The organism is Methylobacterium amylolyticum (assembly GCF_030700245.1).
GTDB lineage: Bacteria > Pseudomonadota > Alphaproteobacteria > Rhizobiales > Beijerinckiaceae > Methylobacterium.
The window spans coordinates 172,958-199,718 of sequence record NZ_JAUYZI010000001.1; the positions used below are offsets into that span (position 1 = coordinate 172,958).

The 26,761-nt window shown below is 72.3% G+C and carries 24 protein-coding genes; 11 read left to right on the forward strand and 13 right to left on the reverse strand.

Features of this window, described 5'->3' with window-relative positions:
- Positions 1–8 precede the first annotated feature (8 nt).
- Entirely contained in the window at positions 9–806 is a 798-nt protein-coding gene (locus Q8W71_RS00990; protein ID WP_305523439.1) for a phytanoyl-CoA dioxygenase family protein, read from the reverse strand.
- A 148-nt stretch (positions 807–954) separates the two neighbouring features.
- Between Q8W71_RS00990 and Q8W71_RS00995 the strand changes: the two genes are divergently transcribed.
- A complete protein-coding gene (locus Q8W71_RS00995) occupies positions 955–1,812 on the forward strand; it encodes a 3'-5' exonuclease (RefSeq protein ID WP_305523440.1) in 858 nt (285 codons plus the stop codon).
- A 48-nt stretch (positions 1,813–1,860) separates the two neighbouring features.
- Here Q8W71_RS00995 and Q8W71_RS01000 read toward each other — a convergent pair whose 3' ends face one another.
- On the reverse strand, positions 1,861–4,068 hold the full coding sequence (locus Q8W71_RS01000) for an FAD-dependent oxidoreductase (protein ID WP_305523441.1): 2,208 nt from the start codon (positions 4,066–4,068) through the stop codon (positions 1,861–1,863).
- Positions 4,069–4,123: 55 nt separating this feature from the next.
- Entirely contained in the window at positions 4,124–4,624 is a 501-nt protein-coding gene (locus Q8W71_RS01005) for a DUF2059 domain-containing protein (protein ID WP_305523442.1), read from the reverse strand.
- A 241-nt stretch (positions 4,625–4,865) separates the two neighbouring features.
- Between Q8W71_RS01005 and Q8W71_RS01010 the strand changes: the two genes are divergently transcribed.
- Positions 4,866–5,399 (forward strand): DUF3016 domain-containing protein, encoded by a 534-nt coding sequence (locus tag Q8W71_RS01010; protein WP_305523443.1) that lies wholly within the window; start codon positions 4,866–4,868, stop codon positions 5,397–5,399.
- On the opposite strand, the gene Q8W71_RS01015 is transcribed toward Q8W71_RS01010, so the two are convergent.
- The 5 genes from Q8W71_RS01015 to ccmA all read right to left on the reverse strand — a co-directional run bounded on the left by Q8W71_RS01015 (position 5,383) and on the right by ccmA (position 10,988).
- The gene (locus Q8W71_RS01015; protein ID WP_305523444.1) at positions 5,383–6,591 is read right to left on the reverse strand and encodes an acetyl-CoA C-acetyltransferase; all 1,209 of its coding nucleotides are present in this window, start codon (positions 6,589–6,591) and stop codon (positions 5,383–5,385) included. The genes Q8W71_RS01010 and Q8W71_RS01015 overlap by 17 nt on opposite strands.
- A 158-nt stretch (positions 6,592–6,749) precedes the next feature.
- Entirely contained in the window at positions 6,750–8,240 is a 1,491-nt protein-coding gene (dnaA, locus tag Q8W71_RS01020) for a chromosomal replication initiator protein DnaA (RefSeq protein ID WP_305523581.1), read from the reverse strand.
- A gap of 567 nt (positions 8,241–8,807) precedes the next feature.
- Positions 8,808–9,074 (reverse strand): 30S ribosomal protein S20, encoded by a 267-nt coding sequence (gene rpsT, locus Q8W71_RS01025; RefSeq protein ID WP_305523445.1) that lies wholly within the window; start codon positions 9,072–9,074, stop codon positions 8,808–8,810.
- A 601-nt stretch (positions 9,075–9,675) separates the two neighbouring features.
- Positions 9,676–10,344, reverse strand: a complete 669-nt coding sequence (gene ccmB, locus Q8W71_RS01030; RefSeq protein ID WP_305523446.1) for a heme exporter protein CcmB — start codon at positions 10,342–10,344, stop codon at positions 9,676–9,678.
- Complete coding sequence (gene ccmA / locus Q8W71_RS01035; RefSeq protein WP_305523447.1) at positions 10,341–10,988, reverse strand: heme ABC exporter ATP-binding protein CcmA; 648 nt, start codon at positions 10,986–10,988, stop codon at positions 10,341–10,343. The genes ccmB and ccmA overlap by 4 nt, the downstream gene beginning before the upstream one ends.
- Positions 10,989–11,243: 255 nt before the next feature.
- Between ccmA and Q8W71_RS01040 the strand changes: the two genes are divergently transcribed.
- A complete protein-coding gene (locus Q8W71_RS01040) occupies positions 11,244–11,405 on the forward strand; it encodes a hypothetical protein (protein WP_305523448.1) in 162 nt (53 codons plus the stop codon).
- 1 nt (position 11,406) lies between these two features.
- On the opposite strand, the gene Q8W71_RS01045 is transcribed toward Q8W71_RS01040, so the two are convergent.
- Positions 11,407–12,186 (reverse strand): RNA methyltransferase, encoded by a 780-nt coding sequence (locus Q8W71_RS01045; RefSeq protein WP_305523449.1) that lies wholly within the window; start codon positions 12,184–12,186, stop codon positions 11,407–11,409.
- 171 nt (positions 12,187–12,357) lie between these two features.
- On the opposite strand from Q8W71_RS01045, the gene Q8W71_RS01050 reads away from it, so the two are divergent.
- Entirely contained in the window at positions 12,358–13,572 is a 1,215-nt protein-coding gene (locus Q8W71_RS01050; protein WP_305523450.1) for an NADP-dependent isocitrate dehydrogenase, read from the forward strand.
- Between the two features lie 209 nt (positions 13,573–13,781).
- Entirely contained in the window at positions 13,782–14,741 is a 960-nt protein-coding gene (locus tag Q8W71_RS01055; protein WP_305523451.1) for a carbohydrate kinase family protein, read from the forward strand.
- A gap of 16 nt (positions 14,742–14,757) precedes the next feature.
- Here the strand turns inward: Q8W71_RS01055 and Q8W71_RS01060 are convergent, their stop codons facing one another.
- On the reverse strand, positions 14,758–16,233 hold the full coding sequence (locus tag Q8W71_RS01060) for a carbohydrate porin (RefSeq protein ID WP_305523452.1): 1,476 nt from the start codon (positions 16,231–16,233) through the stop codon (positions 14,758–14,760).
- 310 nt (positions 16,234–16,543) lie between these two features.
- On the opposite strand from Q8W71_RS01060, the gene Q8W71_RS01065 reads away from it, so the two are divergent.
- The 3 genes from Q8W71_RS01065 to Q8W71_RS01075 all read left to right on the forward strand — a co-directional run bounded on the left by Q8W71_RS01065 (position 16,544) and on the right by Q8W71_RS01075 (position 20,214).
- Positions 16,544–18,106 (forward strand): sugar ABC transporter ATP-binding protein, encoded by a 1,563-nt coding sequence (locus tag Q8W71_RS01065; RefSeq protein ID WP_305523453.1) that lies wholly within the window; start codon positions 16,544–16,546, stop codon positions 18,104–18,106.
- A gap of 51 nt (positions 18,107–18,157) precedes the next feature.
- Positions 18,158–19,216: an ABC transporter permease subunit gene (locus tag Q8W71_RS01070; protein WP_305523454.1), complete on the forward strand. Its 1,059-nt coding sequence runs from the start codon at positions 18,158–18,160 to the stop codon at positions 19,214–19,216.
- Between the two features lie 68 nt (positions 19,217–19,284).
- Positions 19,285–20,214: an ABC transporter substrate-binding protein gene (locus Q8W71_RS01075; RefSeq protein ID WP_305523455.1), complete on the forward strand. Its 930-nt coding sequence runs from the start codon at positions 19,285–19,287 to the stop codon at positions 20,212–20,214.
- A 64-nt stretch (positions 20,215–20,278) separates the two neighbouring features.
- On the opposite strand, the gene Q8W71_RS01080 is transcribed toward Q8W71_RS01075, so the two are convergent.
- From Q8W71_RS01080 to Q8W71_RS01090, 3 genes are all read right to left on the reverse strand, one after another.
- Complete coding sequence (locus Q8W71_RS01080) at positions 20,279–20,488, reverse strand: hypothetical protein (protein ID WP_305523456.1); 210 nt, start codon at positions 20,486–20,488, stop codon at positions 20,279–20,281.
- Complete coding sequence (locus Q8W71_RS01085) at positions 20,488–21,111, reverse strand: acyl-homoserine-lactone synthase (protein WP_305523457.1); 624 nt, start codon at positions 21,109–21,111, stop codon at positions 20,488–20,490. Before Q8W71_RS01085 ends, Q8W71_RS01080 begins: the two co-directional genes overlap by 1 nt.
- 130 nt (positions 21,112–21,241) lie before the next feature.
- Entirely contained in the window at positions 21,242–21,970 is a 729-nt protein-coding gene (locus tag Q8W71_RS01090; protein ID WP_305523458.1) for an autoinducer binding domain-containing protein, read from the reverse strand.
- A 306-nt stretch (positions 21,971–22,276) separates the two neighbouring features.
- Between Q8W71_RS01090 and Q8W71_RS01095 the strand changes: the two genes are divergently transcribed.
- The 3 genes from Q8W71_RS01095 to Q8W71_RS01105 all read left to right on the forward strand — a co-directional run bounded on the left by Q8W71_RS01095 (position 22,277) and on the right by Q8W71_RS01105 (position 26,742).
- Complete coding sequence (locus Q8W71_RS01095; RefSeq protein ID WP_305523459.1) at positions 22,277–23,758, forward strand: HlyD family efflux transporter periplasmic adaptor subunit; 1,482 nt, start codon at positions 22,277–22,279, stop codon at positions 23,756–23,758.
- 241 nt (positions 23,759–23,999) lie between these two features.
- Positions 24,000–26,297, forward strand: coding sequence for a caspase family protein (locus Q8W71_RS01100; RefSeq protein ID WP_305523460.1), 2,298 nt, complete (start codon positions 24,000–24,002; stop codon positions 26,295–26,297).
- A gap of 166 nt (positions 26,298–26,463) precedes the next feature.
- On the forward strand, positions 26,464–26,742 hold the full coding sequence (locus tag Q8W71_RS01105; protein ID WP_305523461.1) for a hypothetical protein: 279 nt from the start codon (positions 26,464–26,466) through the stop codon (positions 26,740–26,742).
- The last annotated feature ends 19 nt before the right edge of the window (positions 26,743–26,761 follow it).

Sequence of the window (26,761 nt, forward strand, 5' to 3'; positions counted from 1 at the left end):
CCGGTGCCCTACTCCGCCGCGACCGGCGCAGCGCGGTGGGCCAGCAGCGCGTCGTCGGCGAGCGCCTGGAGCGGCGTGAAGTCCCGGTGCGCGATCCACTCCGGCCGGGTCGGCCGGGTGATGGCGTTCGAGACCGCCGAGAGCGTCAGGTAGACGATCTTGCGCGGGTAGGGCGTGATGTTGCCGGCCGAGCCGTGGACGAGGTTGCCGTGGAACATCAGCAGCCCGCCGGCCTTGCCGGTGGGCGCGACGATGCCGCCCTGCTCCACCAGCTCCGCGACCGTGCGGTCGTCCAGCGTCCACAGCGGGTAGGCGGTGGTGGTGGTGTCGTGCCCGGCCTCGATCGCGCCGGAGCCCTGCGAGCGCGGCACCAGCATCAGCGGGCCGTTGATCGGCAGCACGTCGTCGAGGAACACCGAGATGTTCATCGCCCGCGGCTCGGGCATGCCGTCGTCGTTGTGCCACGTCACGAAGTCCTGGTGCCACTGCCAGACGTCGCCGGAAAAGGCGGACTTCGCGTTGACCTTGAACTGGTGGACGTAGCAGCGCTCGCCGAAGATCTGCTCGACCGGCTCGACGAGGCGGGGGTGGGCGGCGAGCGTCCGGAACACCGGGTTGTAGGTGTGGCAGGCGAACGCCGTGCGCGGCACCCCGGACTTCTCCATCCAGATCTCGGGGCGCGGGGTGCGGAAGATGTCGAGCGCCGCCTCGCGCATCAGCGTCACCTCCTCCGGTGTGAACGCCTCGGGCATGAAGATGTAGCCTTCGCGGTGGAACTGCTCGACCTGATCCTGCGTGAGCTTCATGGCGGTTTCCTCGTTCGGCCGGTGATCCGGCTCTCGCGGGCAGCCTAACCCCCTTGCACCCGCGTGGCGACCCGCCGCGCCGGGCCGGCTTTTCCTCCGCGCGGGCCCGTTCTAGACGGGCGGGACGGCTGCGGCCGTTGGGGGCGGCATGATCACCCTGGCGATCGATTTCGAGACGGCCAACGAGCGGCGCGACAGCGCCTGCGCGGTCGGCCTCGCCTGGATCGCGGAGGGCCGCGTGGTGCGCCGCGCGAGCCACTTCATCCGGCCGCCGGAGATGCGCTTCTCCCCCGGCAACATCCGCGTCCACGGCATCCTGCCGGCCGACGTGGCGGGCGAGCCCGACTTCGGCACGGTGCTGGCGCCCTACATGGCCGACCTCGCGGGCGGGCTGATCCTCGCGCACAACGCGAGCTTCGATATCGGCGTGCTGCGCGCCGGCCTCGCCCGGGCCGGGCTGCCGGTGCCGGACCTGAGCTACCTCTGCACCGTGCAGATCGCCCGCCGCGTCTTCCCGGCCCCGGAGGGCTGCGGGCTCGGCAAGGTGGCCCGCCGCCTCGGCATCGCGTTCGAGCACCACGACGCGGGCGAGGACGCCTATGCGTGCGCGGCCATCGCGGTGGCGGCGATGCGCGAGACCGGCACCGCCGACGCGCCCGGGCTCGCCGCGGCGATCGGCGTGCCGGTGACGCGGGCGACCGGCGGTTCCTCGCCGGCTCGGCCGGGCGCCGGGGCGATCAGCGGCCGGGCGATGGCCGCCTTCGCGCCGACCTCGGCGGTGCTGACCTTCGCGATGCGCGGCTCCACCGGCAACCGCTACGCGGTGACGCTGGAGGAGCGCGTCGGCGGTCCCGTTCTGCGCTGCACCTGCACCGCCGGGCGCTACGGCATGCGCTGCCGCCACATGAAGGCGCTGGAGGTCGGCGACGTGACCGACCTGCTCTCCGACAATCTCTCCGACGTGGCGATGCTGGCGCGGATGCTGGGCCTGCGCGCGGCGTCGTAGGGGCTCGGCGGTCCCGCCCCGCAAGGGTGACGGGAAACGGGCGGCGCTCTACGCCGCCCGCTTGTCCGCAGTACCGTAGAAGGTGCCCCCGCGCTCGGCCATCACGGCCAGGCTGTCCGGCACCGCGAAGCGCGGCCCGTGCTTGGCCTCCAGATCCCGGGCGAGGGCAACGAAGGCGGCCGGCCCCATGAAGTCGATGTAGGACAGGGCGCCGCCGGTGAACGGCGCGAAGCCGAAGCCGAGGATCGAGCCGACATCGGCCTCGCGCGGGTCGGTGACCACGCCCTCCCCCACCGTGCGCGCCGCCTCCAGCGCCTGCACCACGAGGAGCCGGTGCTTCAGTTCGGCGAAGTCGACCGCCTCCGGGTCGAGCCGGTTCGGCTGGATCTCGGCGAGCCCCGGCCACAGGCGCTTCGCTGCGCCCTCGGGATAGTCGTAGAAGCCCTTGCGGTTCTTGCGCCCGAGCCGGCCCCGGCCCTCGACCATCTCGGCGAGGATCGCCTTCTGCGCCGGGTCGACGGCGTCCGCCCCCACCTGCGCCTCGGTCGCCTTGAGGATCTTGAAGACGAGGTCCAGCGCCACCTCGTCGTTGAGGGAGAGCGGGCCCACCGGCATGCCCGCCTGCCGGCCGGCGCTCTCGATCATCGCCGGGGGCACGCCCTCGGCCAGCATCCGGTGGCCTTCGAGGATGTAGGCGCCGACGCAGCGGTTGGCGAAGAAGCCGCGGGAATCGTTCACCACGATCGGCGTCTTCTTGATCAGCCGCACGTAGTCGAGGGCGACCGCGAGCGCCCGGTCGCCGGTCGCCTCGCCGCGGATGATCTCGACGAGCAGCATCTTCTCGACCGGCGAGAAGAAGTGGATGCCCACGAACTGCTCCGGCCGCCGCGAGGCGCGCGCGAGCCCGGAGATCGGCAGCGTCGAGGTGTTGGAGGCGAAGATCGCGCCCTCGCCGATCACCGCCTCGACCCGGCCGATCACCTCGGCCTTGACCTTCGGGTCCTCGAACACCGCCTCGATCACGAGGTCGCAGGTCTTAAGGGCGTCGTAGTCGCTGGTCGCGGTGATGCGGGCGAGCAGCGCGTCGCGGTCGGCGGTCTTGGCCCGGCCCCGGTTGATCTGGCCGGTGATCAGCGCGTGAGCGTGGGCCTTGCCCTTATCGGCGGCCTCCTGCGACTGGTCGACGAGCACCACGTCGAGCCCGGCCTGGGCGGTGACGTAGGCCACGCCCGCGCCCATGAAGCCGGCGCCGACGACGCCGACGGTCCGGAGTTCGCTCGCCGGGGCGTCCTTGGGCCGGCGCGCGCCCTTGTTCAGCTCGCCCATCGAGATGAACAGCGTGCGGATCATCGCCGCCGCCTCCTTCGAGCGCAGGATATGCGCGAAGTAGCGGCTCTCGACCTTGAGCGCGAGGTCCATCGGCAGTTGCAGGCCCTCGTAGACCGAGGCCAGGATCGCCTTGGCGGCGGGGTAGTTGTCGTGGGTCTCGCGCCGGTAGATCGCGTTGGCCGGCGGCCAGATCATCATGCCGGCGGGCGAGTAGACCTTGCCGGACGGCGCCTTGAACTTCGGCACGTCCCAGGGGGCGACCGCCGAGCCGCCCTCGCGGATCCAGGCCTTGGCCCGCTCGACGATCTCGGCCGTGGGCGCCACCGCGTGGATCAGCCCCATGCCCTTGGCCATGGCCGGGCGGATCTGCTCGCCCTTGAACAGCATCTGAAGCGCGTCGCCGGTCTGCATCAGCCGGGCGACGCGCTGGGTGCCGCCGCCGCCCGGGAACAGCCCGACCTTGATCTCCGGCAGCCCGACCCGGGTCTTCGGATCGTCCGAGGCGACCCGGTGGTGGCAGGCGAGCGCCAGTTCGAAGGCGCCGCCGAGGCACAGGCCGGTGATCGCCGCCGCGAACGGCTTGCCGCAGGTCTCCAGCCGCCGGAACAGCAGCGACAGGCGGCGCGATTCGTCGAGGAAGTGGCGCATGGCCGCCTCCTCGCCGCGCTCGGCCTTGAGCGCCTCGTAGGCGCGGCCGAGGCCCTGGAGCATGGTGAGGTCGGCGCCGCCGGAGAAGTGCTCCTTGCCGGTGGCGATCACGCAGCCCTTGATCGCAGGATCGGTGGCGACGGTCTCCACGATCGCCGCCAGTTCCTCCATCACCCCCTCGGTGATGACGTTCATCGAGCGGCCCGGCATGTCCCAGACAGCCAGGGCGATGCCGTCCGCGTCGGTCTCGAAGCGGAAATTCTTCTGCGGATCGGTCATGCTGGACGTCCTCGCGGGTGGGACGGAACGGGCTGCTCGGGTCGGAAGAGGCGGCCTACTTCGGGGCCGGGGCCGTCGGCGCGGGCGGCGTCGGCGTGCCGAGCTGCGGCTGGTTGTCGGTGGCGGCGGCCACGGCCAGCATGTTGAGGAGCTTGGTCACCGAGTTCTGCGAGATGGCCGTCACCGCCGAGTTCGGGTCGGCGTTCATGTTCTGGAACTTGAGGTAGATCGGGTCGGAGTAGATCGCGTCGAGGTGCTTCAGCTCGTCGAGGGTGAACTTCTGCGCGTACTCCTTCGACAGGCCCTCGACCATCACGGTGCGCTGCTTGTCGAATTCGGCGTTGAGTTCCTTGCGCACGGCCTCGGCCCGCGCCTCGGGCATCGGGGCGGTGGTCTTCTCGAGGGCGACGTTGAAGCCGGTCTGGAGGTTCTTGATCAGGGTCTTGTTGACGAGCTGGGTCGCCTGCGTGACCCGGTCGGCCATGTCGTCGGCCCGCGCGGCCAGCGGCAGGCTCAGGGCGGCGCCGAGGCACAGGGTGGCGATAAGGCGGTTCAAGGGCGGTCCTCCCGGAGATGTTCGTATCGGCCTGTTCCGGCCGGGTTTCCCCCGCGCTCTAGCAGCGTTCCGCGCCTTTGGGGAGCGGCCAGAACGTCCGATGCCGCCGTCGATGCCGATCCCGTCGGCCTGCGTGCGGGTTCACGGGCGCGCGACGACGCGGCGTCGGGGCGCACGCCCGCCGCGAACCGGCGGCCCGCGGCGCGACTTGTCCCCGGGAGGCGGTACGGAGGGCAGAGCGATGGGCGGGGCGTTCCACGGACGGCGGATCGGGTTGGCGGCGCTGGCGACGCTGCTGCTCGCCGGGCCGGCCCTCGCCGATGTCCGGGTGCGCTACGTCGCGCCCGAGCGGTTCACCGACGCGGAGAACCGGTGGGGCTCCGGCCAGTCGCTGCGGGTGACGCTCGCGGAAATGACCCGCATCCTCGAAGAACTCGGGCAGCGCTACCTCGGCGCGGGCGACACGCTCGACCTCAGCGTCCTCGACATCGACCTCGCCGGCTTCGAGCGGCCGACCGCGATCCCGCCGAGCGGCCTGCGCGTCGTCACCGACGCGACGCCGCCGCGGATCCGCCTCGCCTACACCCTGAAACGGGGCGGGCGCGCGGTGGCGCGGGGCGAGGACACGGTCACCGACATCAATTTCCTGCTCACCGCCAACCCGCGCTTCTCGACCGGCGGCCTGTACTACGAGCGCGCGGTGCTGCGGGACTGGTTCGCGCGGCGCTTTCCCCGGACGCCGGAGCGTGCGCAAACGATCAGACGCGCTCGATGATCGTGGCGGTGCCCATGCCGGCGCCGATGCACAGCGTCACCAGCGCCCGCTCCTTGCCCGTGCGCTCCAGCTCGTCGAGGGCGGTGCCGAGGATCATCGCGCCCGTCGCGCCGAGCGGGTGGCCGAGCGCGATGGCGCCGCCGTTGACGTTGACCGCCTCGGGGTCGATGTCGAAGGCTTGGCAGAAGCGCAGCACCACGGCCGCGAACGCCTCGTTGACCTCGAACAGGTCGATGTCGGCGAGGCTCATGCCCGCCCGCGCCAGCACCTTCTTCGTCACGTCGACCGGGCCGGTGAGCATCAGCGCCGGGTCGGAGCCGATATTGGCGAAGGCGCGGATGCGGGCCCGGGGCTTCAGGCCGGCGGCTTCGCCCGCTTCCCGGGATCCGATCAGCACGGCGGCGGCCCCGTCGACGATGCCCGACGAGTTGCCGGCGTGGTGGACGTGCTCGACGAATTCGACGTCCGGGTGCGCGTCGGTGGCGACCGCGTCGAAGCCGCCCATCTGGCCCATCTGCACGAAGGACGGCTTGAGGCTGGCCAGCGACTGCATGTCGGTGCCGGGCCGCATGTGCTCGTCGCGGTCGAGCAGGGTGATGCCGTTCACGTCGCGCACCGGCACCACCGCCTGCGTGAAATGCCCGGCCTCCCAGGAGGCGGCGGCCCGCGCCTGCGAGCGCACGGCGTAGGCGTCGCAGGCGTCCCGGGAGAAGCCGTACTTGGTCGCGATCAGGTCGGCGGAGATGCCCTGCGGCATGAAGTAGGACTTGATGGCGATGGCCGGATCGACCGGCCAGGCGCCGCCGGAGGCGCCGATGCCGATGCGGCTCATCGATTCGACGCCGCCGCCCACCGCCATCTCGTGCTGGCCGCTCATCACCTGCGCGGCGGCGGTGTTCACCGCGTCGAGGCCGGAGGCGCAGAAGCGGTTGATCTGCATGCCGGGGACGTGGATGCCGTAATCGGCCACCAGCGCCGCGGCGCGGGCGATGTCGCCGCCGGCCTCGCCGACCGGATCGACGCAGCCGAGCACCACGTCGTCCACGAGGCGGGTGTCGAGGCCGTTGCGGTCCTTGAGCGCCCGGAGCGCCGTCTCGGCCAGCCGCAGGGCGGTGACCTCGTGGAGCGCGCCGTCCGCCTTGCCGCGCCCGCGCGGCGTGCGGACGTGATCGTAGATGAAGGCTTCCGGCATCGGCGTCCCTCTCCGGCTGTTCCCGCCCGTGATGGCTACGGCCATACAGGGCGGTGGGGAGCTTCGCCAGTGCGCCGGCCCGTCACGCCGGTGACGGGCGGTCCGGGGCGGAGACCGGCGCGCCCCGTGTCCGAGGCGCGCCGCCCAGTCGCGAAGAATCAGTCCTGGAGCATGCGCTTCAAGAGCTCGACCTCGTCGCCGAGCACCGCGTCCTCGCCGATCTGCTTCTCGATCTTGCGCACGGCGTGGAGCACGGTGGTGTGGTCGCGCCCGCCGAAGCGGCGGCCGATCTCGGGGAGCGAGCGCAGGGTCAGCACCTTCGAGAGGTACATCGCGATCTGGCGCGGCTTGACCACGGCGGCGGTGCGCCGCTCCGACAGGATGTCCGAGCGCGAGACGTTGTAGCGCGAGGCCACCAGCTTCTGGATGTCCTCGATCTTGATGCGCTTGGGCTCGCGGTTCTTCACGAGGTCGCGGATCGCGTTCTCGGCGGTCTCCATCGTCACCGCGGTGCCGGTGAGGGTGGCGTGGGCCAAGAGCCGGTTGACGGCGCCCTCCAGGTCTCGACCGTTGGCGGTGATGGCCCGGGCGACGTAGGTGGCGACCTGCGGCGTCACCTCGAAGGTCGGGTGCGCGACCCGCACGGCGGCGAGCCGGGCGGAGAGGATCGAGACGCGGAGCTGCTCGTCGAGCGTGCCGATCTCGACCACGAGGCCGCCGGCCAGCCGCGAGCGCACCCGCTCGTCCAGCGCTTCCAGCTCGGTCGGCGGCCGGTCGGAGGCGACCACCACCTGGCGGCCGGCATCGATCAGGGCGTTGATGGTGTGGCCGAACTCGGCCTGGATCGACTTGCCCTGGATGAACTGCACGTCGTCGAGGATCAGCAGGTCGATGCCGCGCAGCCGCTCCTTGTAGGCGAGCGCCGACTGGGTCTTCAGGGCGTTGACGAAGCCGTACATGAAGCGGTCGGCGGTGAGGTAGATCACCCGGCGCCCGGACTCGCGCGCGGCGTGGCCGATGCCGTGCAGGAGGTGGGTCTTGCCCAGGCCCACCCCGGCGTGGAGGTAGAGCGGGTTGTAGAGCGCGCCCTCCCCCTGGTGGCGGGACACCCGCTCGGCGGCGGCGTGGGCGAGGTTGTTGGAGCGCCCGACCACGAAGCTCGCGAAGGTGAGGCGGGCATCGAGCGGCGTGCCGCTGAGGTCGCCGGCCTCGGCCGAGCGGGCCTCGGCGACGGGGGCGATCGCCGCGACCGGCGTCGGCGCTCCGACCGCGTGGAGGCGGGCGAGCGGGCCGCTGACCGGGCTGGGCTTGGCGGCGCCGGGGGCGGCGGGCCGGACCGGAGCGGCGGTGCCGCGCACCCCGACCTCGATCCGGGCGATCTCCTCGGCCTCGGCCCGGAAGATCCCGAGCACGCGGTCGAGATAGTGCGACTCGATCCAGCTCTTCAGGAAGCGGGTCGGCACGGTGAGCCGGGCGGTTCCCGCGCTCACGGTCTCCAGTTCCAGCCGGGCGAACCAGCTCGCGTACACGTCCTCGCCGAGTTCCGCCCGCAGGCGGCGCTTCACCCGCGCCCAGGCGCTCCCGAAATCCGGACCGCCGTTGCCGCGGCCGTCGCCGTCGCCGCTCGCCGCCGTTTCCTCGACACGCATCATTGGCTCTCCCCGCGCCGCGGGCGGGGGACCGCCGGCCGCACGTACACACGCTGCACGCTCAGCGTCCCGCCGATGGCCGCGGGACCGATCCTGGGACGGGAGTCAAGCCCCTGGCCAGGACATTTTGCCGATGAGAGGAGCCTATCAACAAAGACCTACGGTTCCTTTAACAGTGGGACTTGCGGGGACGGCGCGGATTCCCATCGCCAAGTGTTCCGAAGTCGGCGCCGGGCAAGAGCTAGAGTCTTGGCCGGGCTGATGATTCGGCTGAGTCCCGAAACCGGTCGGTTTTGCTTGTGTGTGGTGATCGTCTGTTAAGCTACACGCGGCGGCCGGACCGCGCAACGCGCGAGAGTCGCGCTCACGGTTAACGCGGCGTTGCCGCTAGAGCCGCTCCCGATCGCGTTGCAATCGTGCACGGCTCTGAGCCTTTGTTTTGACGCGCTCTCTTACGCCGAGCCGGTGTCCACCTCGGCGTAGAGCGCTCTAGGCCGGGATTGCGGGCACGAAAAAGCCCGGCGCGCGGGCCGGGCTCGATGCCGTTCCGGGACGGGGCGGATGGCGTCAGGCGGCGAGCGCCTTCACCCGGGCGGCGAGGCGCGAGACCTTCCGCGAGGCGTTGTTCTTGTGAACGATGCCCTTCTGGGCGGCGCGCATGATCTCCGGCTCGGCGGCCTGGAGGGCGGCCAGCGCATCGCCCTGGTTGCCGGAGGCGATCGCCTCCTCGACCTTGCGGACGAAGGTGCGCATGCGCGAGCGGCGCGAGCGGTTGACCGCCGTGCGCTTCTCGATCTTGCGGGTCATCTTCCTGGCCGACGCGGTATTGGCCATCTGTGTCCTCTGTGCTTCGTCGGGCGATGCCGACGGGCCGGCCGGGCCGGGGATCGGTCAACGCGTCTGGTTGTCAGGCAATGGCCGAGTGGCGTCGCACGCAGACGCGCGGCGTTCCGGCGAAGCGGGCCGTATAGACACGGTCCGGTGTTACGTCAATGGATTGGGTGGGGCGGACCGCTGCCGCGGCGGCCGGACGAGCGAGCGCCACCATCGCTCCGATACGAGGGGGCCGGACGCTAGACAATATACGGCCCACCTTCCAATATGCATCCAGATATATGGCGACCAACATGGAACCGGCGAACATCTTCAATATCTTGAAAATCCTCGAACGGTCACATGTAAAATTTCGTCTCGCCCGCGACCGACCCGACACGATCAGGATCGATGCCACATTGTACGGGCTCCGCCTCGAAATAGAATGCTTCGACGACAACCACGTCGAAGTATCGACATTCAAAGGCGATGAAGATATCGAAGGAGAATACGATTTTCTTCTGAAGATATTGTCTGAGAATCCGATGGAATAAGACGATTTCAATCGGAAATTACCCCTTGAGGCGCGACGGCGGCGACCGCTGGCGCAGGGCCGTCAGCGTCACTCCGGCCAGCGCAGGGCCGCCGCCGCGGCGAGCGTGCCGACCACGGCGGCGATCAGGCTGAGCGCGCCGAGCACCGCCAGCGGCACGAGGAACGGCACGGTGCCGCCGGCCGCCGCCTGCGCGGCCGAGACGCCGAAGATCAGGGTCGGGATCATCAACGGAAGGACGAGCACCGCCAGGATCAGGCCGCCGCGGCGGATCGAGGCGGTGAGCGCGGCGCCGACCGCGCCGATGAAGCTGAGCGCCGGGGTGCCGACCGCGAGCGTCAGCGCGGTGGCGGCCATGCTCGTCCCGTCGAGGGCCACCAGCAGGCCGAAGAGCGGGGCGGCGAGCGCCAGCGGCAGGCCGGTGGTGATCCAGTGGGCGATCACCTTGGCGAGCACCACGCCCTCCAGCGGCACCGGCGCGGCGGTCATCAGGTCCAGCGAGCCGTCCTCCTCGTCGGCCTGGAACAGCCGGTCGAGCCCGATCAGCGTCGCGAGCACGGCCGACAGCCACAGGATCGCGGGGCCGATCCGCGACAGCAGGTTGAGGTCGGGCCCGAGCGCGAAGGGCACCAGCGCCACGATCATCAGGAAGAACACCAGCGACAGGGCCCCCGAGCCGCCGACCCGGGCGGCGAGACGGAGGTCGCGAGCGATCAGGGCGAGGCCGGCGCGGATCACAGCCAATCCTCCGCCTCGGCCGCGTCCTCGACCGCGGGCTCGGCGGCGTCCTGCCCGATGCGCAGTTCGAGCGCCCCGTCGAGGCCGAGTGCCTGGTGGGTCGCGGCGATCACGAGGCCGCCCCCGGCCCGGTGCACGGCCATCAGCGCGGCGAGCACGGCCTGCGAGGCGGTGTCGAGGGCAGCGGTCGGCTCGTCGAGGAGCCAGAGGGGCCGGTGGCAGACGAGGAGGCGCGCCAGCGCCACCCGCCGCCGCTGCCCGGCCGAGAGGTAGGCCACCGGCAGGTCGTGGGCGTGGCCGAGGCCGAGCCGGTCCAGCGCGTCCCGCGGGGCGAGGCGCGGCGCCCCGAGCATTCTTTGCGCGAAGGCGAGGTTCTCGCCCGCGGTGAGGGCGCTCTTGAGTCCGTCGCGGTGACCCACCGCGTGCAGGCACTCGGGCAGGGTCAGCTCGCCGACCCCGTCCACGGCGATCCGCCCGGCATCCGGCCGCAGCCGCCCGGAGAGGATCGCGAGCAGGCTCGACTTGCCGGCGCCGTTCCGCCCGGTCACGGCCAGCGCCTCCCCCGGCCCGAGGGCGAAGGTCAGGCCGGCGAAGACGCGGCGCCCGGAGCGGCGGCAGGCCAGATCGTCGACGCTCAGCCGCACAATGTCTCCGTCTCCGCCGATCCGGCGCCCGCGACCGGCTCCGATGTCCTCACCCGGCCCCGTTCCATGCCCGATTGCGGTGGCGGACGGAACCGCGCCGGCGCACAATGCACTGCCGCTGGCACCGCGTCCGCACGGCGCATCGGGATCGGGAACCGGTCTCGCGACTTTGATCCGTGCGCTTCCGGCCCGGGAGCGCATCCGGGAGGGCCCATGATCCCAGAGCATCGATCGCCGTCGCCCAGCGAGGCGGATGTGGCCGCAAGCGCCGACGCGGTGGCCGGCCTCGCGCTGGTCGAGACCCGCGTCGCGCAGTGCACCGCGGAGGAGCAGGCGGCCTTCTGGGAGGCGGTCGGCCGCTGCTTCGGCGGCGGCAAGCCGCCCGAGATGGGCGCGCCCGCCCCCGGGACCGCCTGAATCAGGGCGCCCCGTCCGCCTTCCGGGATCGATTGAGCGCGCGCAACGCGCCCTGGAAGGTGCGCACGTCCTGCTCGGTCATCGCCATGCGGTGGAGCATGTCGCGCATGTTGCGCGCGATGACCGCGCGCTTCTCCGGCGGGTAGAAGCCGGCGGCGTCCAGCGCCGTCTCGAGGTTGCCGAACAGCGTCAACAGCGCCGCGCGGGTGGCCGGCGGCGACAGCATCTCCCCGGAGAACGGCAGCCGCGCCCGCCCGCTCGCCCGCCGCCATTCATACCCGACGAGCAGCACGGCCTGCGCGAGGTTGAGGGAGGGGAAGTCCGGCGAGACCGGGAAGGTGACGATGGCGTCGGCCAGCGATACCTCGTCGTTCTCCAGCCCCACCCGCTCGCGGCCGAACATCACCCCCGTGCGCTGACCCGCGCGCGACAACATCTCGGCCATGCCGGCCTCGGGGTCGAACACGCGCTTCATCTGCCCGCGCTCGCGGGCGGTGGTGGCCAGCACGTAGGTGAGGTCGCCGAGCGCCTCGGGCAGGCTGGTATAGACGGTGGCGCAGTCGAGGACGTGCGTGGCGCCGGAGGCCGCCTCGCGCACGCCCTTCTTCGGCCAGCCGTTCTTCGGGTTGACGAGGCGCAGCTCCGACAGGCCGAAATTCGCCATCGCGCGGGCGGTCATGCCGATGTTCTCGGCGAGTTGCGGTTCCACGAGGATCACCGCGGGCGCCTCGCCCGCCGGAATCTCCGTCGCCGTCTCGCCCCTGCTCCCGGTCCGCGTCATAGCCGCCCTGTGGCACGGGGGCGGGGCGCCCGTCGAGGGCCGCGTTACGACGCGGGCCGGATGACAGCCCGAGCCTTCCGCTGTCAGGCCCCCCTTGCTATGTCGCCGCTCGCGCCCGCACGGCCCTTGCATGCCGTGGCCGGGGACAGCGCGCGAGAAGGCACCGGCCCCATGGCGAAGATCAAGGTAGCGAACCCCGTCGTCGAGCTCGACGGCGACGAGATGACCCGGATCATCTGGGCCGAGATCAAGAACAAGCTCATCCACCCCTATCTCGACGTCGACCTGGAATACTACGACCTCGGGGTCGAGCACCGGGACGCCACGGGCGACAAGGTGACGGTCGACGCGGCCGAGGCGATCAAGCGCCACGGCGTCGGCGTGAAGTGCGCCACCATCACCCCCGACGAGGCGCGGGTGAAGGAGTTCGGCCTCAAGGAGATGTGGCGCTCGCCCAACGGCACGATCCGCAACATCCTCGGCGGCGTGATCTTCCGCGAGCCGATCATCTGCAAGAACGTGCCGCGCCTCGTGCCCGGCTGGACCCAGCCCTTCGTCATCGGCCGCCACGCCTACGGCGACCAGTACCGCGCCACCGACTTCAAGGTGCCCGGCAAGGGCCGCCTGACCATCAAGTTCGAGGGCGACGACGGCACCGTCATCGAGAAGGAGGTGTTCAAGTTCCCCGAGGCCGGCGTCGCGATGTCGATGTACAACCTCGACCAGTCGATCATCGACTTCGCCCGCGCCTCGATGAACTACGGGCTGGCGCGCAAGTACCCGGTCTACCTGTCGACCAAGAACACCATCCTCAAGGCCTATGACGGGCGCTTCAAGGACCTGTTCCAGAAGGTCTACGAGGAGGAGTTCGAGGCGAAGTTCAAGCCGCTGGGAATCACCTACGAGCATCGGCTGATCGACGACATGGTGGCCTCGTGCCTGAAGTGGTCGGGCGGCTACGTGTGGGCGTGCAAGAACTACGACGGCGACGTGCAGTCGGATACGGCCGCGCAAGGGTTCGGCTCGCTCGGCCTGATGACCTCGGTGCTGATGACCCCGGACGGCCAGACCGTCGAGGCCGAGGCCGCCCACGGCACCGTCACCCGCCACTTCCGCGAGCACCAGAAGGGCCGCGAGACCTCGACCAACTCGATCGCCTCGATCTTCGCCTGGACCCGCGGCCTCAGCCACCGGGCCAAGCTCGACGGCAACGACGACCTGGCGAAGTTCTCGGCGACGCTGGAGAAGGTCTGCGTCGACACGGTCGAGGCCGGCCACATGACCAAGGACCTCGCCCTCCTCGTCGGCCCCGACCAGCGGTGGCTCTCGACCACGGGCTTCCTCGACAAGGTCGACCAGAACCTCAAGGCGGCGATGGGCGCGTAAAAGGCGCTTCGGTTCAATCTCAGGCGGCGAGCCCCGAGCCCGCCGCCTTTTTCGTTGTCTGAATCGCTCCCGGAGCGGGGGTGAGCCATGCGCGCGACGACACCCGGGGCCCCACCGTCACGCCCGCGCCGATCCGGGCGCTTCCCCGCCCCGGCCGATCCGGCCTAGCCTCGCAGCGACGACCCGACGCCGCCTCGAAGCAGGTCCCGATGATCCTCGTCTCCGGCGAAGCCCTGATCGACCTGTTCGTGGACACGAGCGATCCGCGGGGGTTCCGGGGCGGCCTGCCGGCGCTGGCGGTGGCGGGGGGCTCGCCGTTCAATCTCGCCTTCGGCATCAGCCGGCTCGGGGCGCGCTCCGGCTTCCTCGGCGGCCTGTCGGAGGACGGGTTCGGGCGGCTCCTGTCGGCGCGGCTCGAAGCGGAGGGCGTCGATATCAGCCTCGCCAAGGTCAGCCGGCGCCCGACCCCGATGGCGATCGTCGCGACCGGCGCGGACGGTCACCCGAGCTACACCTTCCACGCGGAGAACTGCGCCGTCTGCGACCTCGCCGCCGAGGACGTGCCCTACGACCTCGACGGCGTCTCGGCGATCGCCATCGGCTCCTTCCCGCTGATCATGGAGCCGATCGGCACCACGCTGGTCGGGCTCGCCCGCCGCGCCGCCGCCCGCTGCGTGATCAGCATCGACCCGAACCTGCGGCTCAGCCTCGTGCCGGACCTCGACCACTGGCACACCCGCTTCGACGGGCTCGTCCGCCACGCCTCGATCGTCAAGGTCAGCGTCGAGGACATCGACGCGGCCTACGGCCTTGATGCCGACGAGGCCGCGGTCGCGGCGCGCTGGCTGGAGGCGGGCGCGCAGCTCGTGGTCGTCACCGACGGCCCGCACGGGGCCACCGCCTACCACGCCTGTGGCACCGTCAAGGTCCCGGGCCGGCCGGTGACGGTGATCGACACGGTGGGGGCGGGCGACACCTTCCACGCGGCCCTGCTCGCGAGCCTGGAGCGCGGCGGCCGCCTGTCGCGCGAGGCCATCGCAGGGTTCGGCCAGGACGATCTGCGCGGCCTCCTCACCGAGGCGGCGGTCGCCGCCGCCATCACCTGCTCGCGCCGCGGCGCCGACCTGCCGACGCTGGAGGAGCTGCGCGCTGCGCTGCGGGCGGCGTGACGGGTCTGCGGGCAGGTCAGAGACTGCCCGGACCCCGCGCCAGTCCGTAGAGCGTGAACAGGTCGACCGAGAGCTTTCCGCCGAACACCAGTGCGTCGGGGATCGGCCGCGCCCGGAACGGGAAGCGGGTGTTGTCGGGGTCGAGGACGTACTGGATCTGCGGGGTGAAGCGGATCGCGGGCGTCATCTGGATCCCGTAGTTCAGCTCGAACATCACCTGCTGGGTCGCCACGTCCCGCGGGTTCAGGCCGAGCGACGCGCGAGCGGCGCGCACGCCCGCGAGGCCGAGCGCCGAGAACGTCTGGGTCGAGACCACGAAGCCTACCGTGTCGAACGGCCGGCTCGCGCTCGGGCCGGTCATCAGCAGGCCGCCTTCGAGGTAGTAATCCTCGATCTGCCGGCCGGACGTGCCTTTCATCGCCACCCCGAACACCGTCAGCCCCCGCAGGGCCATCGGGTCGGGGCGCCAGATCATCTGGTCGAAGCGGGCGTAGATCAGCGAGCGGCCGAAGCGGGTGAGCGGGTCGCCGCCCGCGAAGACCAGGGGGCCGCCGAGGCGGTTGTAGACCGGGTCGGGATAGTCCGAGCGGTCGACGATGCCGCCGATGCCGTAGTTGCGCGGCAGGCGGTCGGTGGCGAAATTCGTGGTGTAGCCGAGCTCGAACGGGATCACCGCGCCGGTGGCGCCGCGGGTCGACCAGTCCACGCCGTTGTCGGTGCCGCGTTGCGTGCGCGGGTTCACCTCGTAGGCGCCGACGTGCAGGAACACCGCATCGGTGAAGAAGTACTTCGCGTGCGCGCCCCAGGTCGCGACCGGGAAGAACGTGAAGTTCGTGGTCTTGAACGCGAAGGTCGGGTTGCCGCAGGTGGCATTGTTCTGGAAGTTGCAGTAGATCGGCGACGCCAGGAAGGCGACGTTGGCGACCAGCCGGCCGACCTCGATGTCGAGCCGGTTGTCGAGCAGCTTCTGCTGGTAGCTCAGGATGGTCAGCCGCGCGGTCTGGCCGCCGCCGAAGATCTCCTGCACGCTGGTGTTGTTGCCGATGAAGTCCTGCGACAGGCTGCGGCCGTGGCGCTGCGTGACCACCGCGTGCAGGCTCGCCCCGTCGAGGCCGGCGAGGCGGCCGAGATCGGCGTCGATGCCGAAGAAGCCCTGGCCCGCGTATGCCGTGCCGCGGCGGATGCCGCCGACCGGGTTGGCGGCCGATTCGCTGGTGTAGTTCAGGAGCAGGCTGAGGCCGTTGCCGAGGTCGAGGGTGCCGGCGGGCACGGTCGGCGGCGTCGCCGTCTGCCCCTGGACGTCGGCCACGCCCGCAGCCGAGTCGGCGCCCGCGAAACCCTCGGCCGCGTCCTCCGGCGCCGGGCGACCGGGTCGGACATCGAGGCTGCGCAGGGCCGGGCCGACCGCCGCGCCCCGGGTGGGCGGCGGCGCCTGCCCGTGTGCCGCCGTCGCCGCGCACAGGAGCGCGGCCGCAAAGCCCCCCCGCCACATGATGCCCGCCCCCGCCTGCGCCCGCGCCGCGCCCGGTCTTGAGCCGGGCCGTGCGACGCGGGGACGATCCTCGCACCGCCCGCGGAGGCCAGACAGCGCGCCGATACTGCCGGCAGTATACTTCTTCTGACGAAGCGCCCGTGTTGTCTCTCCTGCCAACGCGGCGGGATGACGCAGAAGAGGGGGGCTGTTTGTCAGGATTCGGCCCGGGGAAAGTCGCGGACCATATTGCGCAGGTTCGGCCGCTGCCCCGATAGTGCGGGACGCGGGCCGACGCAGAGCGGGCCGGGGGAAACGTCGGGGAGGCTCGATGGCCGAGGCGGACGGGCGCGTCCCGCGCCTGGAGATGCGCAACGTCTCCAAGACCTTCCCCGGCGTGAAGGCGCTGAACGGCGTCTCGCTCAAGGCCTGGGGCGGCGAGGTACTGGCCCTGATGGGCGAGAACGGCGCCGGCAAGTCGACGCTGATGAAGATCCTCTCCGGCGCCCACCAGCCGGACGCGGGCGCGGAGATCCTGATCGACGGCACGCCCGTCTCGATCACCGGGCCGATCGCCGCCAAGCGCGCCGGCATCGCCATCATCTACCAGGAGCTGGCGCTCGCTCCGAACCTAACGGTGGCCGAGAACATCTATCTCGGCGACGAGATCCGCCGCGGCGGCATCGTCGACCGGGCGGCGATGGCCCGCGGCTGCCGGGCGGTGCTCGACCGGCTCGGCGCGCCGTTCGGGCCCCGGACGGTGGTGGGCACCCTGTCGATCGCCGAGCAGCAGCTCGTCGAGATCGCCCGGGCGCTGCACGCCGACTCGCGCATCCTCGTCCTCGACGAGCCGACCACCGCGCTCTCGGCCCGCGAGACCGAGCGCCTGTTCGCCCTGGTGCGGCAGCTCCGGTCCGAGGGGATCGCCCTGATCTACATCAGCCACCGGATGGCGGAGATCTACGAGCTGTCCGACCGGGTCTCGGTGCTGCGCGACGGCGGCTACGTCGGCACCCTCGATCGGGACGGTCTCTCGGCCGAGTCGCTCGTCAAGATGATGGTCGGGCGCGACCTCTCGACCTTCTACAAGAAGGCGCACACGGACCCGGCGGCCGGCGCGGCGCCAAGTGACGCGTCCCCGCCGGCCGTGTTCGAGGCGGTCGGTCTCACAGACGGCGGCCGCCGGGTCCACCCGTGCAGCTTCGCCGTGCATCGCGGCGAGGTGCTCGGCATCGCCGGCCTCGTCGGGTCGGGCCGCACCGAACTCGCCCGCCTGATCTTCGGCGCCGACCGGAAGGCCGGCGGCGAGATCCGCCTCGACGGCACGCCCGTGACGATCGACAGTCCCAAGGCCGCGATCGACCGCGGCATCGCCTACCTGACCGAGGACCGCAAGGCGCTGGGCCTGTTCCTCGACATGTCCTGCGGCGACAACATCAACGTGGGCGTGATCGACCGCGATGCCCGCCCCGGCGGGGTCCTAGACCGGGCCCGGGGCTGGAAGCGGGCGCTCGCCGCCTTCGAGGCGCTGCGGGTCCGGGCGGCGAGCCCGCTGGTGCCGGTGGGCTCCCTGTCCGGCGGCAACCAGCAGAAGGTGCTCCTCTCCCGCTGGCTGGAGATCGGCCCCAAGCTGCTGATCCTCGACGAGCCGACCCGGGGCGTCGACATCGGCGCCAAGTCCGAGATCTACCGGATCATCGACGCGCTGGCGCAGTCCGGCATCGGCCTGATCGTCATCTCCAGCGAGATGCCGGAGATCATCGGCACCTGCGACCGGGTGCTGGTGATGCGCGAGGGCCGCATCGAGGGCGAGGTCGGCGGCCGGACCGGCGTGGCGATCACGCAGGAGAACATGATGCGGCTGGCCTCGGGCACCGCGGCGCAGGCCGCGTGAGGCCGTGCCGCCGGAGCGCAGCCGGGCGGTGAGCCCCGTCGGGAGCAGGCGATGAGCGAGAACACGTCCGGCTTCGTCGTCGTGCCCGCCAAGGCGCCCGGCGCGTCCGGAGCGCCGGAACCGGCCCCGCGCGGCTCGGGAGGCGCCGGCCTCTCGGCGCGCCAAGTTCAGATCCGCTCGATCGTCCAGGCGATCGGCATGCTGCCGGTGCTGCTGATCCTGTGCATCGGCTTCCACCTGCTGACGGAGGGGCGGTTCTTCACCGGCCAGAACCTGTCGATCGTGGCGCAGCAGGCCTCGATCAACACCGTGCTCGCCGCCGGCATGACCTTCGTCATCCTCACCGGCGGCATCGACCTCTCGGTGGGCTCGATCGTCGCGATCTCGGCGATGTGCGGGGCGCTCGTCTCGTTCGTGCCCGGCGGCGGCGTGCTCGGGATCCTGGCCGGCCTCGGCATGGGCACCTTCGTCGGGCTGATCAACGGCGTCCTCATCGCCGGCCTGCGCCTGCCGCCCTTCATCGTGACGCTCGGCTCGCTCACCTACCTGCGCGGCTTCGCCCGGCTGATCGGCCACGACACCACGGTGTTCAATCCCGACCTGCCCTTCGCCTTCATCGGCAACGACGCGGTGTTCGGCGTGCCGATCCTGGCGATCATCGCCCTCCTGGTGATCGTGGTGTCGTGGTTCATCCTGCGCCGCACGGTGCTCGGCGTGCGCATCTACGCGGTCGGCGGCAACCCGAACGCGGCGCGGCTATCGGGCATCAAGGTCTGGGCGGTGCTGCTGTTCGCCTACTGCGCCTCGGGCTTCCTCGCCGGGCTCGGCGGCATCATGGCCCTGTCGCGGCTCTACGCCGCCAACGGTCTCCAGGTCGGTCAGACCTACGAGCTCGACGCCATCACCGCGGTGATCCTCGGCGGCACCAGCTTCGTCGGCGGCGTCGGCACCATCTGGGGCACGCTGATCGGCGCGCTGATCATCGCCGTGCTCTCGAACGGTCTGATCCTGCTCGGCGTCTCCGACATCTGGCAGTTCATCATCAAGGGCCTCGTCATCGTCGGCGCCGTGGCCCTCGACCGCTTCCGCCAGCCCGGCGCCCGCACCTGATTCTTTTCGGGACTTCGCCTCGGCGGTTCCTCGGGCCGGGGCACCTACGCCAGGAAGGTCATGCATCCATGCTGAGACGGCTCGCCCTCGCCGGCCTCGCGCTCGCGGCGCTCTGCGGACCCGCCCCCGCCCGGGAACTGAAGGCGGTGGGCATCACCCTGGGCTCGCTCGGCAACCCGTTCTTCGTGGCGCTCGCCAAGGGCGGCGAGGCGGCCGCGCGGGCGATCAACCCGAACGTGCGCGTGACGGTGGCGAGCGCCGAGTACGACCTGTTCAAGCAGTTCACGCAGATCGACAACTTCATCGCACTGGGCGTCGACCTGATCCTGATCAACGCCGCCGATCCCCGCGCGGTGCTCGCCGCCGTGCGCCGGGCGCGGGCGGCCGGCATCGTGGTGATCGGCGTCGACGTGGCCGCGTCCGGGGCCGACGCGACGGTGCAGACCGACAACACCCAGGCCGGCGCGATCTCCTGCGCCTACCTCGCCGAGAAGATCGGCGGCCGGGGCAACGTGATCATCGAGAACGGTCCGCAGGTCTCGGCGGTGATCGACCGCGTGAAGGGCTGCAAGGAGAGCCTCGCCAAGCGTCCCGAGATCAAGATCCTGTCGGACGACCAGGACGGCAAGGGCAGCCGCGAGGGGGGGCTCGCGGCGATGCAGGGCTACCTGACGCGCTTTCCCGAGATCGCCGGCGTGTTCACCATCAACGACCCGCAGGCGATCGGCTCGGACCTCGCGGCGCGGCAGCTCGGCCGCAAGAACATCGTCATCACGTCGGTCGATGGGGCGCCGGACATCGAGACGGCGCTCAAGGGCAACACGTTGATCAAGGCCTCGGCGAGCCAGAACCCGTTCGCCATCTCGGCCCAGGCGGTGAAGATCGGCTACGGCATCCTGAACGGGCAGAAGCCAGCCGACCCGATGGTGCTGATTCCCTCGGTGCTCGTCACCCCGGAGACCGTCGGATCCTACAGGGGCTGGGCCTCGGGGCCGTGAGCCCGTCGGCGGCGGGCGCCCCGCCGGAGCGGGGTTCGCCATCCCTGCGGCCTCACGCACCGCCTCATCCGCTACCTCTCGCGCCGGCGCGGTCCGGCGGCGGCAGGTTGCGCGCCAGGGCCCGGCCGATCTCGGCGAGCAGCACGTCGATGGCGGCGCGCATGACGGGATCGGCGAGCCCGTCGATCAGGTCGCTGGCGGCGAGGCAGTGCTCCGCCAGCGCTTCGAGGGAGTCGGGCTGCGGCCCGGCGCGGCCCGTGTCGAACGCGACCATCACGCGGCCATGTGGGTGTAGGTGGGGGCCAGCACGGAGCGGGCGTCGCCGTGCACCGCGCGCAGCTTGGCGAGCGTCCGGTCGTCGAAGGCGGCGGTCGCGGCCATGATGTCCTCGCCGCCGATCGGCTGCGGCAGGCCGAGCGGCTGGGCGCGGAAGTGCAACTGGATGACGTGGATCATGTACAGGGTCGGCATCTGCAGCAGCAGCGCCGAGACGCCGCTCGCCATCCCCCACTCGACGATGCCGGTGAGCAGGGCGATCGACACCGGGTTGACCACCCGGCCGCGGGCGCGGTGCGAGCGCGCCACCCCCTGCCGGGTCCATTCCCACAGGTGGGGCCCGACCGGCCGCTCGCCCTCGCAGAGGTGCGGGTACACGTCCGACAGGAGGTGCGGGCGCGTGGTCGGCAGGAGGCGGCTGTAGCCGATCACCGTCTCCCCCTCCATCGCCAGGAAGTGCACGGCGTGCGGCGTGTCGAACTGGTCGATCTCGCGGCGGTCGGGCCGGGCGAGGTCGGACCAGCCCTTCTCCTCGACGAAGATCGCGTGGCGCAGGCGCCAGACCTGCTCCATCTCCGCGGCGTAACGGTCGGCGTTGGCGGGGGTGACGATGTGGATCACGGCTGAACCTCACGTTGGTGTGCCGTGAGTGTTCCGTGATCGTGCGCGCCGCGGTACTACGGAAAACCGTAGGGAGGCGGAGCGCTGAGTCTGGCCCATAACGTCCTGAAGACGCCTCGGAAGTCCGCCACTAGGTGATCAGCCCGGCGCGCAGGGCGCGCGCCACCGTGTGGGCCTTGTTCACGGTGTCGAGCTTCGCACGCGCCGATCTCAGGTGGTAGTCGACGCCCGAGGCGGTGATGCCCATCACCATCCCGATCTCGGCGTCGGTCTTGCCTTCGGCCGCCCATTGCAGCGCCTCGCGCTCGCGCGGAGCGAGCCGGACCGGGTCCGGCTTGGCGGGCCGGCTGCTCATGAGCAGGAGCTGCCCGACCGCGTAGGTGGCGATCAGGTTCACGCCGACCCGGTCGGCGGGCGCGATCTCCATGCGCTCGCCCGAGAGGCTGATGCCGCCGGGCTCGCCGTCGAGGGTGACGAACGGGATCGTGAGGCCGGCGCGGATGCCGAACTCCGACGCCTCGCGCATCACCAGCTCGGCCTCCGGGGTGTGAGGCTCGGCGGCGTTCCAGGCGAACGGGTCGGCGCTGGTGCACAGCCGCCGCACGGTCGGGTCGTGGTAGGCGTAGCCCCGCGCCACGTATCGGCGGCTCCAGGCCTCGGGCATGGTGCTGGTGAGGACGAAGCCGGCGTGGCGCCGGGCGGGCAGATTCGGCGCCGGCACCGTGCCGGCCATGACGTAGGCGACGCCGTACCCGGAGAGCGCCCCCACCAGGAGTTGCGCGATCGCGTCGGGCGAGCCGGCGCGGTCGAGGTCGCGCAGCACGCTGAACGTCCGGTCGAAATGCCTGTGCCGCGCCATGTCGCCCCCGCAGGCACCCGCTTATGGCGAGTTGGATTCCGTATAACAACCTAAAGATGGCATCCCGGGCATCGGAGCGATAGCCGCGCGGGATGCGATCCGGCCCGGATCCCAGCGCCGCGGAACGGCGCGTCCGACGCGCGCTTGACAGAGACCGGGGATTCGAAGCTGATCCCGGTCCGTCCGCGGCGGCCGAACGTCGCGGCGGCTCCGGAGATGCGGAACAGTGGGATCCGGCGTTCCGGAACGGTCGTGCGACGGCGGGCGGCCCGATCACGGGCCCCGCGCCCGGCGGGGGCGCGGCCGGTGAAGCGCACCATCGCCGCCATTCTCGCCGCCGACGTGGCCGGCTACTCTCGGCTGGTGGCCGAGGACGAGGAAGACGCCCTCGCCCGCCTCGCCGCCGCGAAGGCCGTGTTCCGCGAGGCGGTGGACCGATTCGGCGGCCGCGTGTTCAACACCGCCGGCGACGCGATTCTCGCCGAGTTCCCGAGCGCGGTCGAGGCCCTGCGCGCCGCCCTCGCGATCCAGGGCACGCTCGGCGACCAGGACCAGGGCGCGCCCCCGGAGCGGCGGGTCCGCTTCCGCATGGGCCTCAACCTCGGCGACGTGGTGGAGGTCGACGGCGACCTCCTGGGCGACGGCGTCAACATCGCCGCCCGGCTGGAGGGCATCGCCGATCCCGGCGGCATCTGCCTGTCGCGCAGCCTGCACGAGGCGGTCTCCGGCAAAGTGCGCGTGACCTTCCGCGATGCCGGGGCCCGGAGGCTCAAGAACATCCCGCGCCCGGTCCACGTCTTCCGCGTGGTGATGCCGGGCGATCCGGCCGGCGCGGCCGCCCGCGAGCCGGGCCGCTCCGCCCGCGCGCGGGCCGCGCGCTGGGGAACGCTCGCGGCGGCGCTGCTGATCGCGCTCGGGCTCGGCGGGCTCTGGCGGGCCGGCTACCTCACCGGAGGCGGCGAGACCGCGGCGGTCGCCGAGGGCGTGCGCGACGACCTGATCGCCGTGAGCGTCGTGCGCGCCCGGCGCGCGTGCTTTCCCGACGAGATCCGCCTGACCGGGGTCGTGGTGCCGCGTCGCGCGGTCGACGTGCGGCCGGAGGTCGAGGGTCTGAACGTCGCCCGCGTGACCACCGCCGCGCTCGAATCCGTGCGCGAGGGACAGGTGCTCGCCGAACTGCGCCGGCCCGGCGAGGCGGACGGACGGCGCGTCGATCTGCGCAGCCCGGTCGCGGGCCTCGTCCTGCGGGCGGAGGCCCGCCCCGGCGCCCCGGCCGCAGCCGCCGCCGCACCGCTGTTCCAGATCGCCGAGGGCGCGACGTTCGAGCTGGAGGCGCAGGCGCCGCTGGCGGCCCTCGACCGCCTCGCCGCCGGCCAGGACGCGACGGTGACGCCGCTCGGCGGGCCGCCGGGCCGCGCCCGGGTCCGATTCGTCGCCCGGGACGTCGATCCCGCCACCCAGCTCGGTCGCGTGCGCCTCGCCCTCGTGGCGGACGATGCGTCCGCGGCCGCGCCCCGGGCCGGCGGGTTCGCCAGCGCCGTGGTGAGTCTCGGCGAGCGCTGCGGCGTGGCCGTCCCGTTCTCGGCGGTCAGCCGAGAGGCCGAGGGGCCGGTGGTCTACGTCGCCAGCAACGGTCGCGTCGAGGCGCGCCCGGTGACCGTGGGGCTCGGGTCGGGACGCGACGTCGAGATCCGGTCGGGGCTCGACGAGCGCGACACGGTCGTCGCTCGGGCCGGCGCCTTCCTGCGCGAGGGCGACGCGGTCCGGCCGGTGGCCGCGGCCCCGTGAGCGGGCGGGTCCGCACGCGCGGCGCCCGCTCCGCGCACGGGAGCCTCGATGTCCGGCGGTTCGGCAGTATCCGGCCGCATTCGATGTGAAGAAGCGCACGTCGCGCGGCATTCGCCGAGCCGGGACCGGCCGGATAAGCTACTTTCGCGTTGCGTGGGCGGGGCACAGGGCCTAGTTTCGCGGCCGAGGCGACGGCGCGGTCAGCAGACCCGGCCCGGTCCCGCACTCGAAGGCGACTGCCGTGACCCGGTTCGCGATTGCCATGCTCGTCAGCGCGCTGCTGACGCTGTTCGCCGAGCAGGCCTCGGCCGAGGGCCGCCGGGTCGCCCTAGTGGTCGGCGTCGGCGCCTACCAGTCGGTGCCGAAGCTGCCCAACGCCGTCAACGACGCCAACGCGATGGCCGAGCTGTTCCGCGCGTCGGGGTTCGAGGTGGTCACCGCGCGCAACGATGTCAGCAACCTGGAATTCAAGCGCGCGATCCGCGAGTTCGAGGACGCGGCCAACGAGTCCGACATCGCGGTGGTCTACTATGCCGGCCACGGCATCGAGATCCGCGAGACGAACTACCTGATCCCGACCGACGCCAAGCTGATCAACGAGCGCGATGCCGAGGACGAGGCGATCTCCCTCGACCGCATCCTCAACGCCCTGGAGCCGGCCAAGCGCCTGCGGCTCGTGATCCTCGACGCCTGCCGGGACAACCCGTTCGCGGGCAAGATGAAGCGGCGCGTGGCCACCCGGGCGATCACCGCCGGGCTGGGCAAGGTCGAGCCGCAGCAGACCGACACGCTGATCGCCTACGCCGCCAAGGCGCAGGCCGTGGCCAACGACGGCGAGGGCGCCCACAGCCCGTTCACCACCGCGCTCCTCGCCAACCTCGCGGTGCCGGGGCTCGACATCCGCCTCGCCTTCGGCCGGGTGCGCGACGACGTGCTCAAGGCCACCAACCGGCAGCAGGAGCCGTTCGTCTACGGCTCGCTCGGCGGCGGCACCGTCGCCCTGGTCCCCGCCCGGGTCCAGACCGCGGCGCTGACGCCGATGGCCAACACCCGCACCGCCGAGGATCTGGCGAAGTCCGACTACGAGATCGTCGAGCGGGTCGGCACGAAGGCCGCCTGGGAGGTCTACCTCAACACCCACAAGGCCGGCCTCTACGCCGATCTCGCCCGCGTGCAGATCGCCAAGTTCGCGAGCGTCGCGCCCGAGGGCGTCACCCGCGTCGCCGCCCGCACCGAGCCGGGATTCCCGAGCGAGGGCGGCACCCAGGTCTCGCCGCGGACCGACGTGCCGGCGGTGCTGCCCGCGCCGAAGCCCACCGCCGCGGAGATCCGCGCCTGGGACAAGCTGAAGACCTCGACGGACGCCGCGGCGATCCGCAAGTTCATCGACACCCACGCGTCCTCGCCGCTGATCCCGGAGGCTCAGGACCGGCTCGCGACCGTCGAGCGCCTCGCCCGCGAGAAAGAGGAGCGCGTGCGCCAGGAGCGCGACGTCGCCCGCCTGCGCGAGGAGGACGAGCGCCAGAAGAAAGCGGCCGAGGCGGAGCGCAAGCTGCTGGAGAAGGAGGCGGCCCGCCAGCGCGAGGAGGCCGAGAAGGCCAAGGCGGCCGAGGCCGCGCGCCAGAAGGCCGAGGCCCAGGCGGCCGCCCGGCAGCGGGAGGCGGAGGAGCGCGCCCGCGCCGCCGAGGCCGCCGCGCGCAAGCGCGAGGAGGAGGAGACCGCCCGGCTCGCGGAGATGGCCCGGCGCCGGAAGGAGGCCGAGGAGCGGGCCGCGGCGCTCGCCGCCGAGCGCGCGAAGATCGAGGCCGAGATCGCGGTGCGCAAGCGGGAGGCCGAGGAGGCGGCCCGCGCCGCCGCGGTGGCGAAGGCGGCCCGCGAGGCAGAGGAGAAGGCGCGCCAGCAGGCCCTCAAGGACCAGCAGCGCCAGGACGCCGAGACCGCCACGGCGGCCGCAGCCGCGGCGGCGGCTTCGGCCGCCCGCGAGGCGGCGGAGCGCGAGCGGGTCAAGGCGGCCGAGACCGCGGCCCGCCAGAAGGAGGCCGAGGACCGCAGGAAGGCGGCGGAGGCCGAGCGCGCCAAGGCCGAGGCGGCCGTGAGCGCCGAGGACAAGGCCGCCGCCGAGGCGGCCAAGGTCGCCGAGGCCGAGCGCCGCAAGGCCAAGGCCGCCGCCGAGGCGGAGCGGCGCAAGGCCGAGGCGGCCGCGGAGGCCGCCGCCGAGCAGAAGGCGGAGCGGGCCGCCGCCGCCCGCCGCCGCGAGGCGGCCGAGGAGCGCCGTCGCGAGGCCGAGGAGGCCGCCGCCGCCAATCGCCGCAAGGCCGAGACGGCCGCGCGCCGCGCCGCCGAGCGGCAGGCCGAGCAGGCCGCCGCCCTGCCGACCAGCGCCGCCGCGCCGCGGCCGCCGCCAAGGAATCGGCCCGCGCCCGCGCCGCCGAGGCCGCCCGGCCGCGGCCCGCCCCGGCGCCGCGGATGCGCGCCGAGGCCCGCGCCCCCGCGCCCCGCGCCAGCGGCGGCGGCGGTGGTGGCGGTGGTGCGCCGATGATGGGCATCGGCTTCTGAGGTCGGGGAACCGGCCGCTGGACGCGAAGCGCGCCGGGCCGGGCTGGCCGGGCGTGCGATGAGGCCCCCGCGCATCCGCGCGGGACAGGGACGAGGCGCGAACCGGACCCGCGGGACCCCGCGGCGGTCGCAATCGGAGGTGACGTGAGATGACGCGGATCGTTCAGCGGGCGGCCCTCGCCGCGGGTCTGGCCGGCGCCCTGCTGGCCTGCGGTGGCGCCCGCGCCGACGCGCCCCGCGCCCCCGGCCTGGCCTGCGCCGGACCGGCCTGGGCCCTCGACCGGTCGGCTTGCCGCCCGGCGCGCCACGCCCATCGCCGGGTTCAGACCGAGCGCGCGCTCGCCGCCGCCGGCGTTCCCCTGCCGGACGCCGCGCTCTACGGACCAATCCCGGCCTACGGTCTCCTGATCCTCGGCGTCGGCTACTGAACGGCTCGCGCCGCCGGGT

Bases quoted from the DNA above. Each gene is read 5' to 3' on its own strand.
- Q8W71_RS00990 (WP_305523439.1), bottom strand. From the start codon at position 806: ATGAAGCTCACGCAGGATCAGGTCGAGCAGTTCCACCGCGAAGGCTAC.
- Q8W71_RS00995 (WP_305523440.1), top strand. From the start codon at position 955: ATGATCACCCTGGCGATCGATTTCGAGACGGCCAACGAGCGGCGCGAC.
- Q8W71_RS01000 (WP_305523441.1), bottom strand. From the start codon at position 4,068: ATGACCGATCCGCAGAAGAATTTCCGCTTCGAGACCGACGCGGACGGC.
- Q8W71_RS01010 (WP_305523443.1), top strand. From the start codon at position 4,866: ATGGGCGGGGCGTTCCACGGACGGCGGATCGGGTTGGCGGCGCTGGCG.
- Q8W71_RS01015 (WP_305523444.1), bottom strand. From the start codon at position 6,591: ATGCCGGAAGCCTTCATCTACGATCACGTCCGCACGCCGCGCGGGCGC.
- dnaA (WP_305523581.1), bottom strand. From the start codon at position 8,240: ATGCGTGTCGAGGAAACGGCGGCGAGCGGCGACGGCGACGGCCGCGGC.
- rpsT (WP_305523445.1), bottom strand. From the start codon at position 9,074: ATGGCCAATACCGCGTCGGCCAGGAAGATGACCCGCAAGATCGAGAAG.
- Q8W71_RS01045 (WP_305523449.1), bottom strand. From the start codon at position 12,186: ATGACGCGGACCGGGAGCAGGGGCGAGACGGCGACGGAGATTCCGGCG.
- Q8W71_RS01050 (WP_305523450.1), top strand. From the start codon at position 12,358: ATGGCGAAGATCAAGGTAGCGAACCCCGTCGTCGAGCTCGACGGCGAC.
- Q8W71_RS01055 (WP_305523451.1), top strand. From the start codon at position 13,782: ATGATCCTCGTCTCCGGCGAAGCCCTGATCGACCTGTTCGTGGACACG.
- Q8W71_RS01060 (WP_305523452.1), bottom strand. From the start codon at position 16,233: ATGTGGCGGGGGGGCTTTGCGGCCGCGCTCCTGTGCGCGGCGACGGCG.
- Q8W71_RS01065 (WP_305523453.1), top strand. From the start codon at position 16,544: ATGGCCGAGGCGGACGGGCGCGTCCCGCGCCTGGAGATGCGCAACGTC.
- Q8W71_RS01070 (WP_305523454.1), top strand. From the start codon at position 18,158: ATGAGCGAGAACACGTCCGGCTTCGTCGTCGTGCCCGCCAAGGCGCCC.
- Q8W71_RS01075 (WP_305523455.1), top strand. From the start codon at position 19,285: ATGCTGAGACGGCTCGCCCTCGCCGGCCTCGCGCTCGCGGCGCTCTGC.
- Q8W71_RS01080 (WP_305523456.1), bottom strand. From the start codon at position 20,488: ATGGTCGCGTTCGACACGGGCCGCGCCGGGCCGCAGCCCGACTCCCTC.
- Q8W71_RS01090 (WP_305523458.1), bottom strand. From the start codon at position 21,970: ATGGCGCGGCACAGGCATTTCGACCGGACGTTCAGCGTGCTGCGCGAC.
- Q8W71_RS01105 (WP_305523461.1), top strand. From the start codon at position 26,464: ATGACGCGGATCGTTCAGCGGGCGGCCCTCGCCGCGGGTCTGGCCGGC.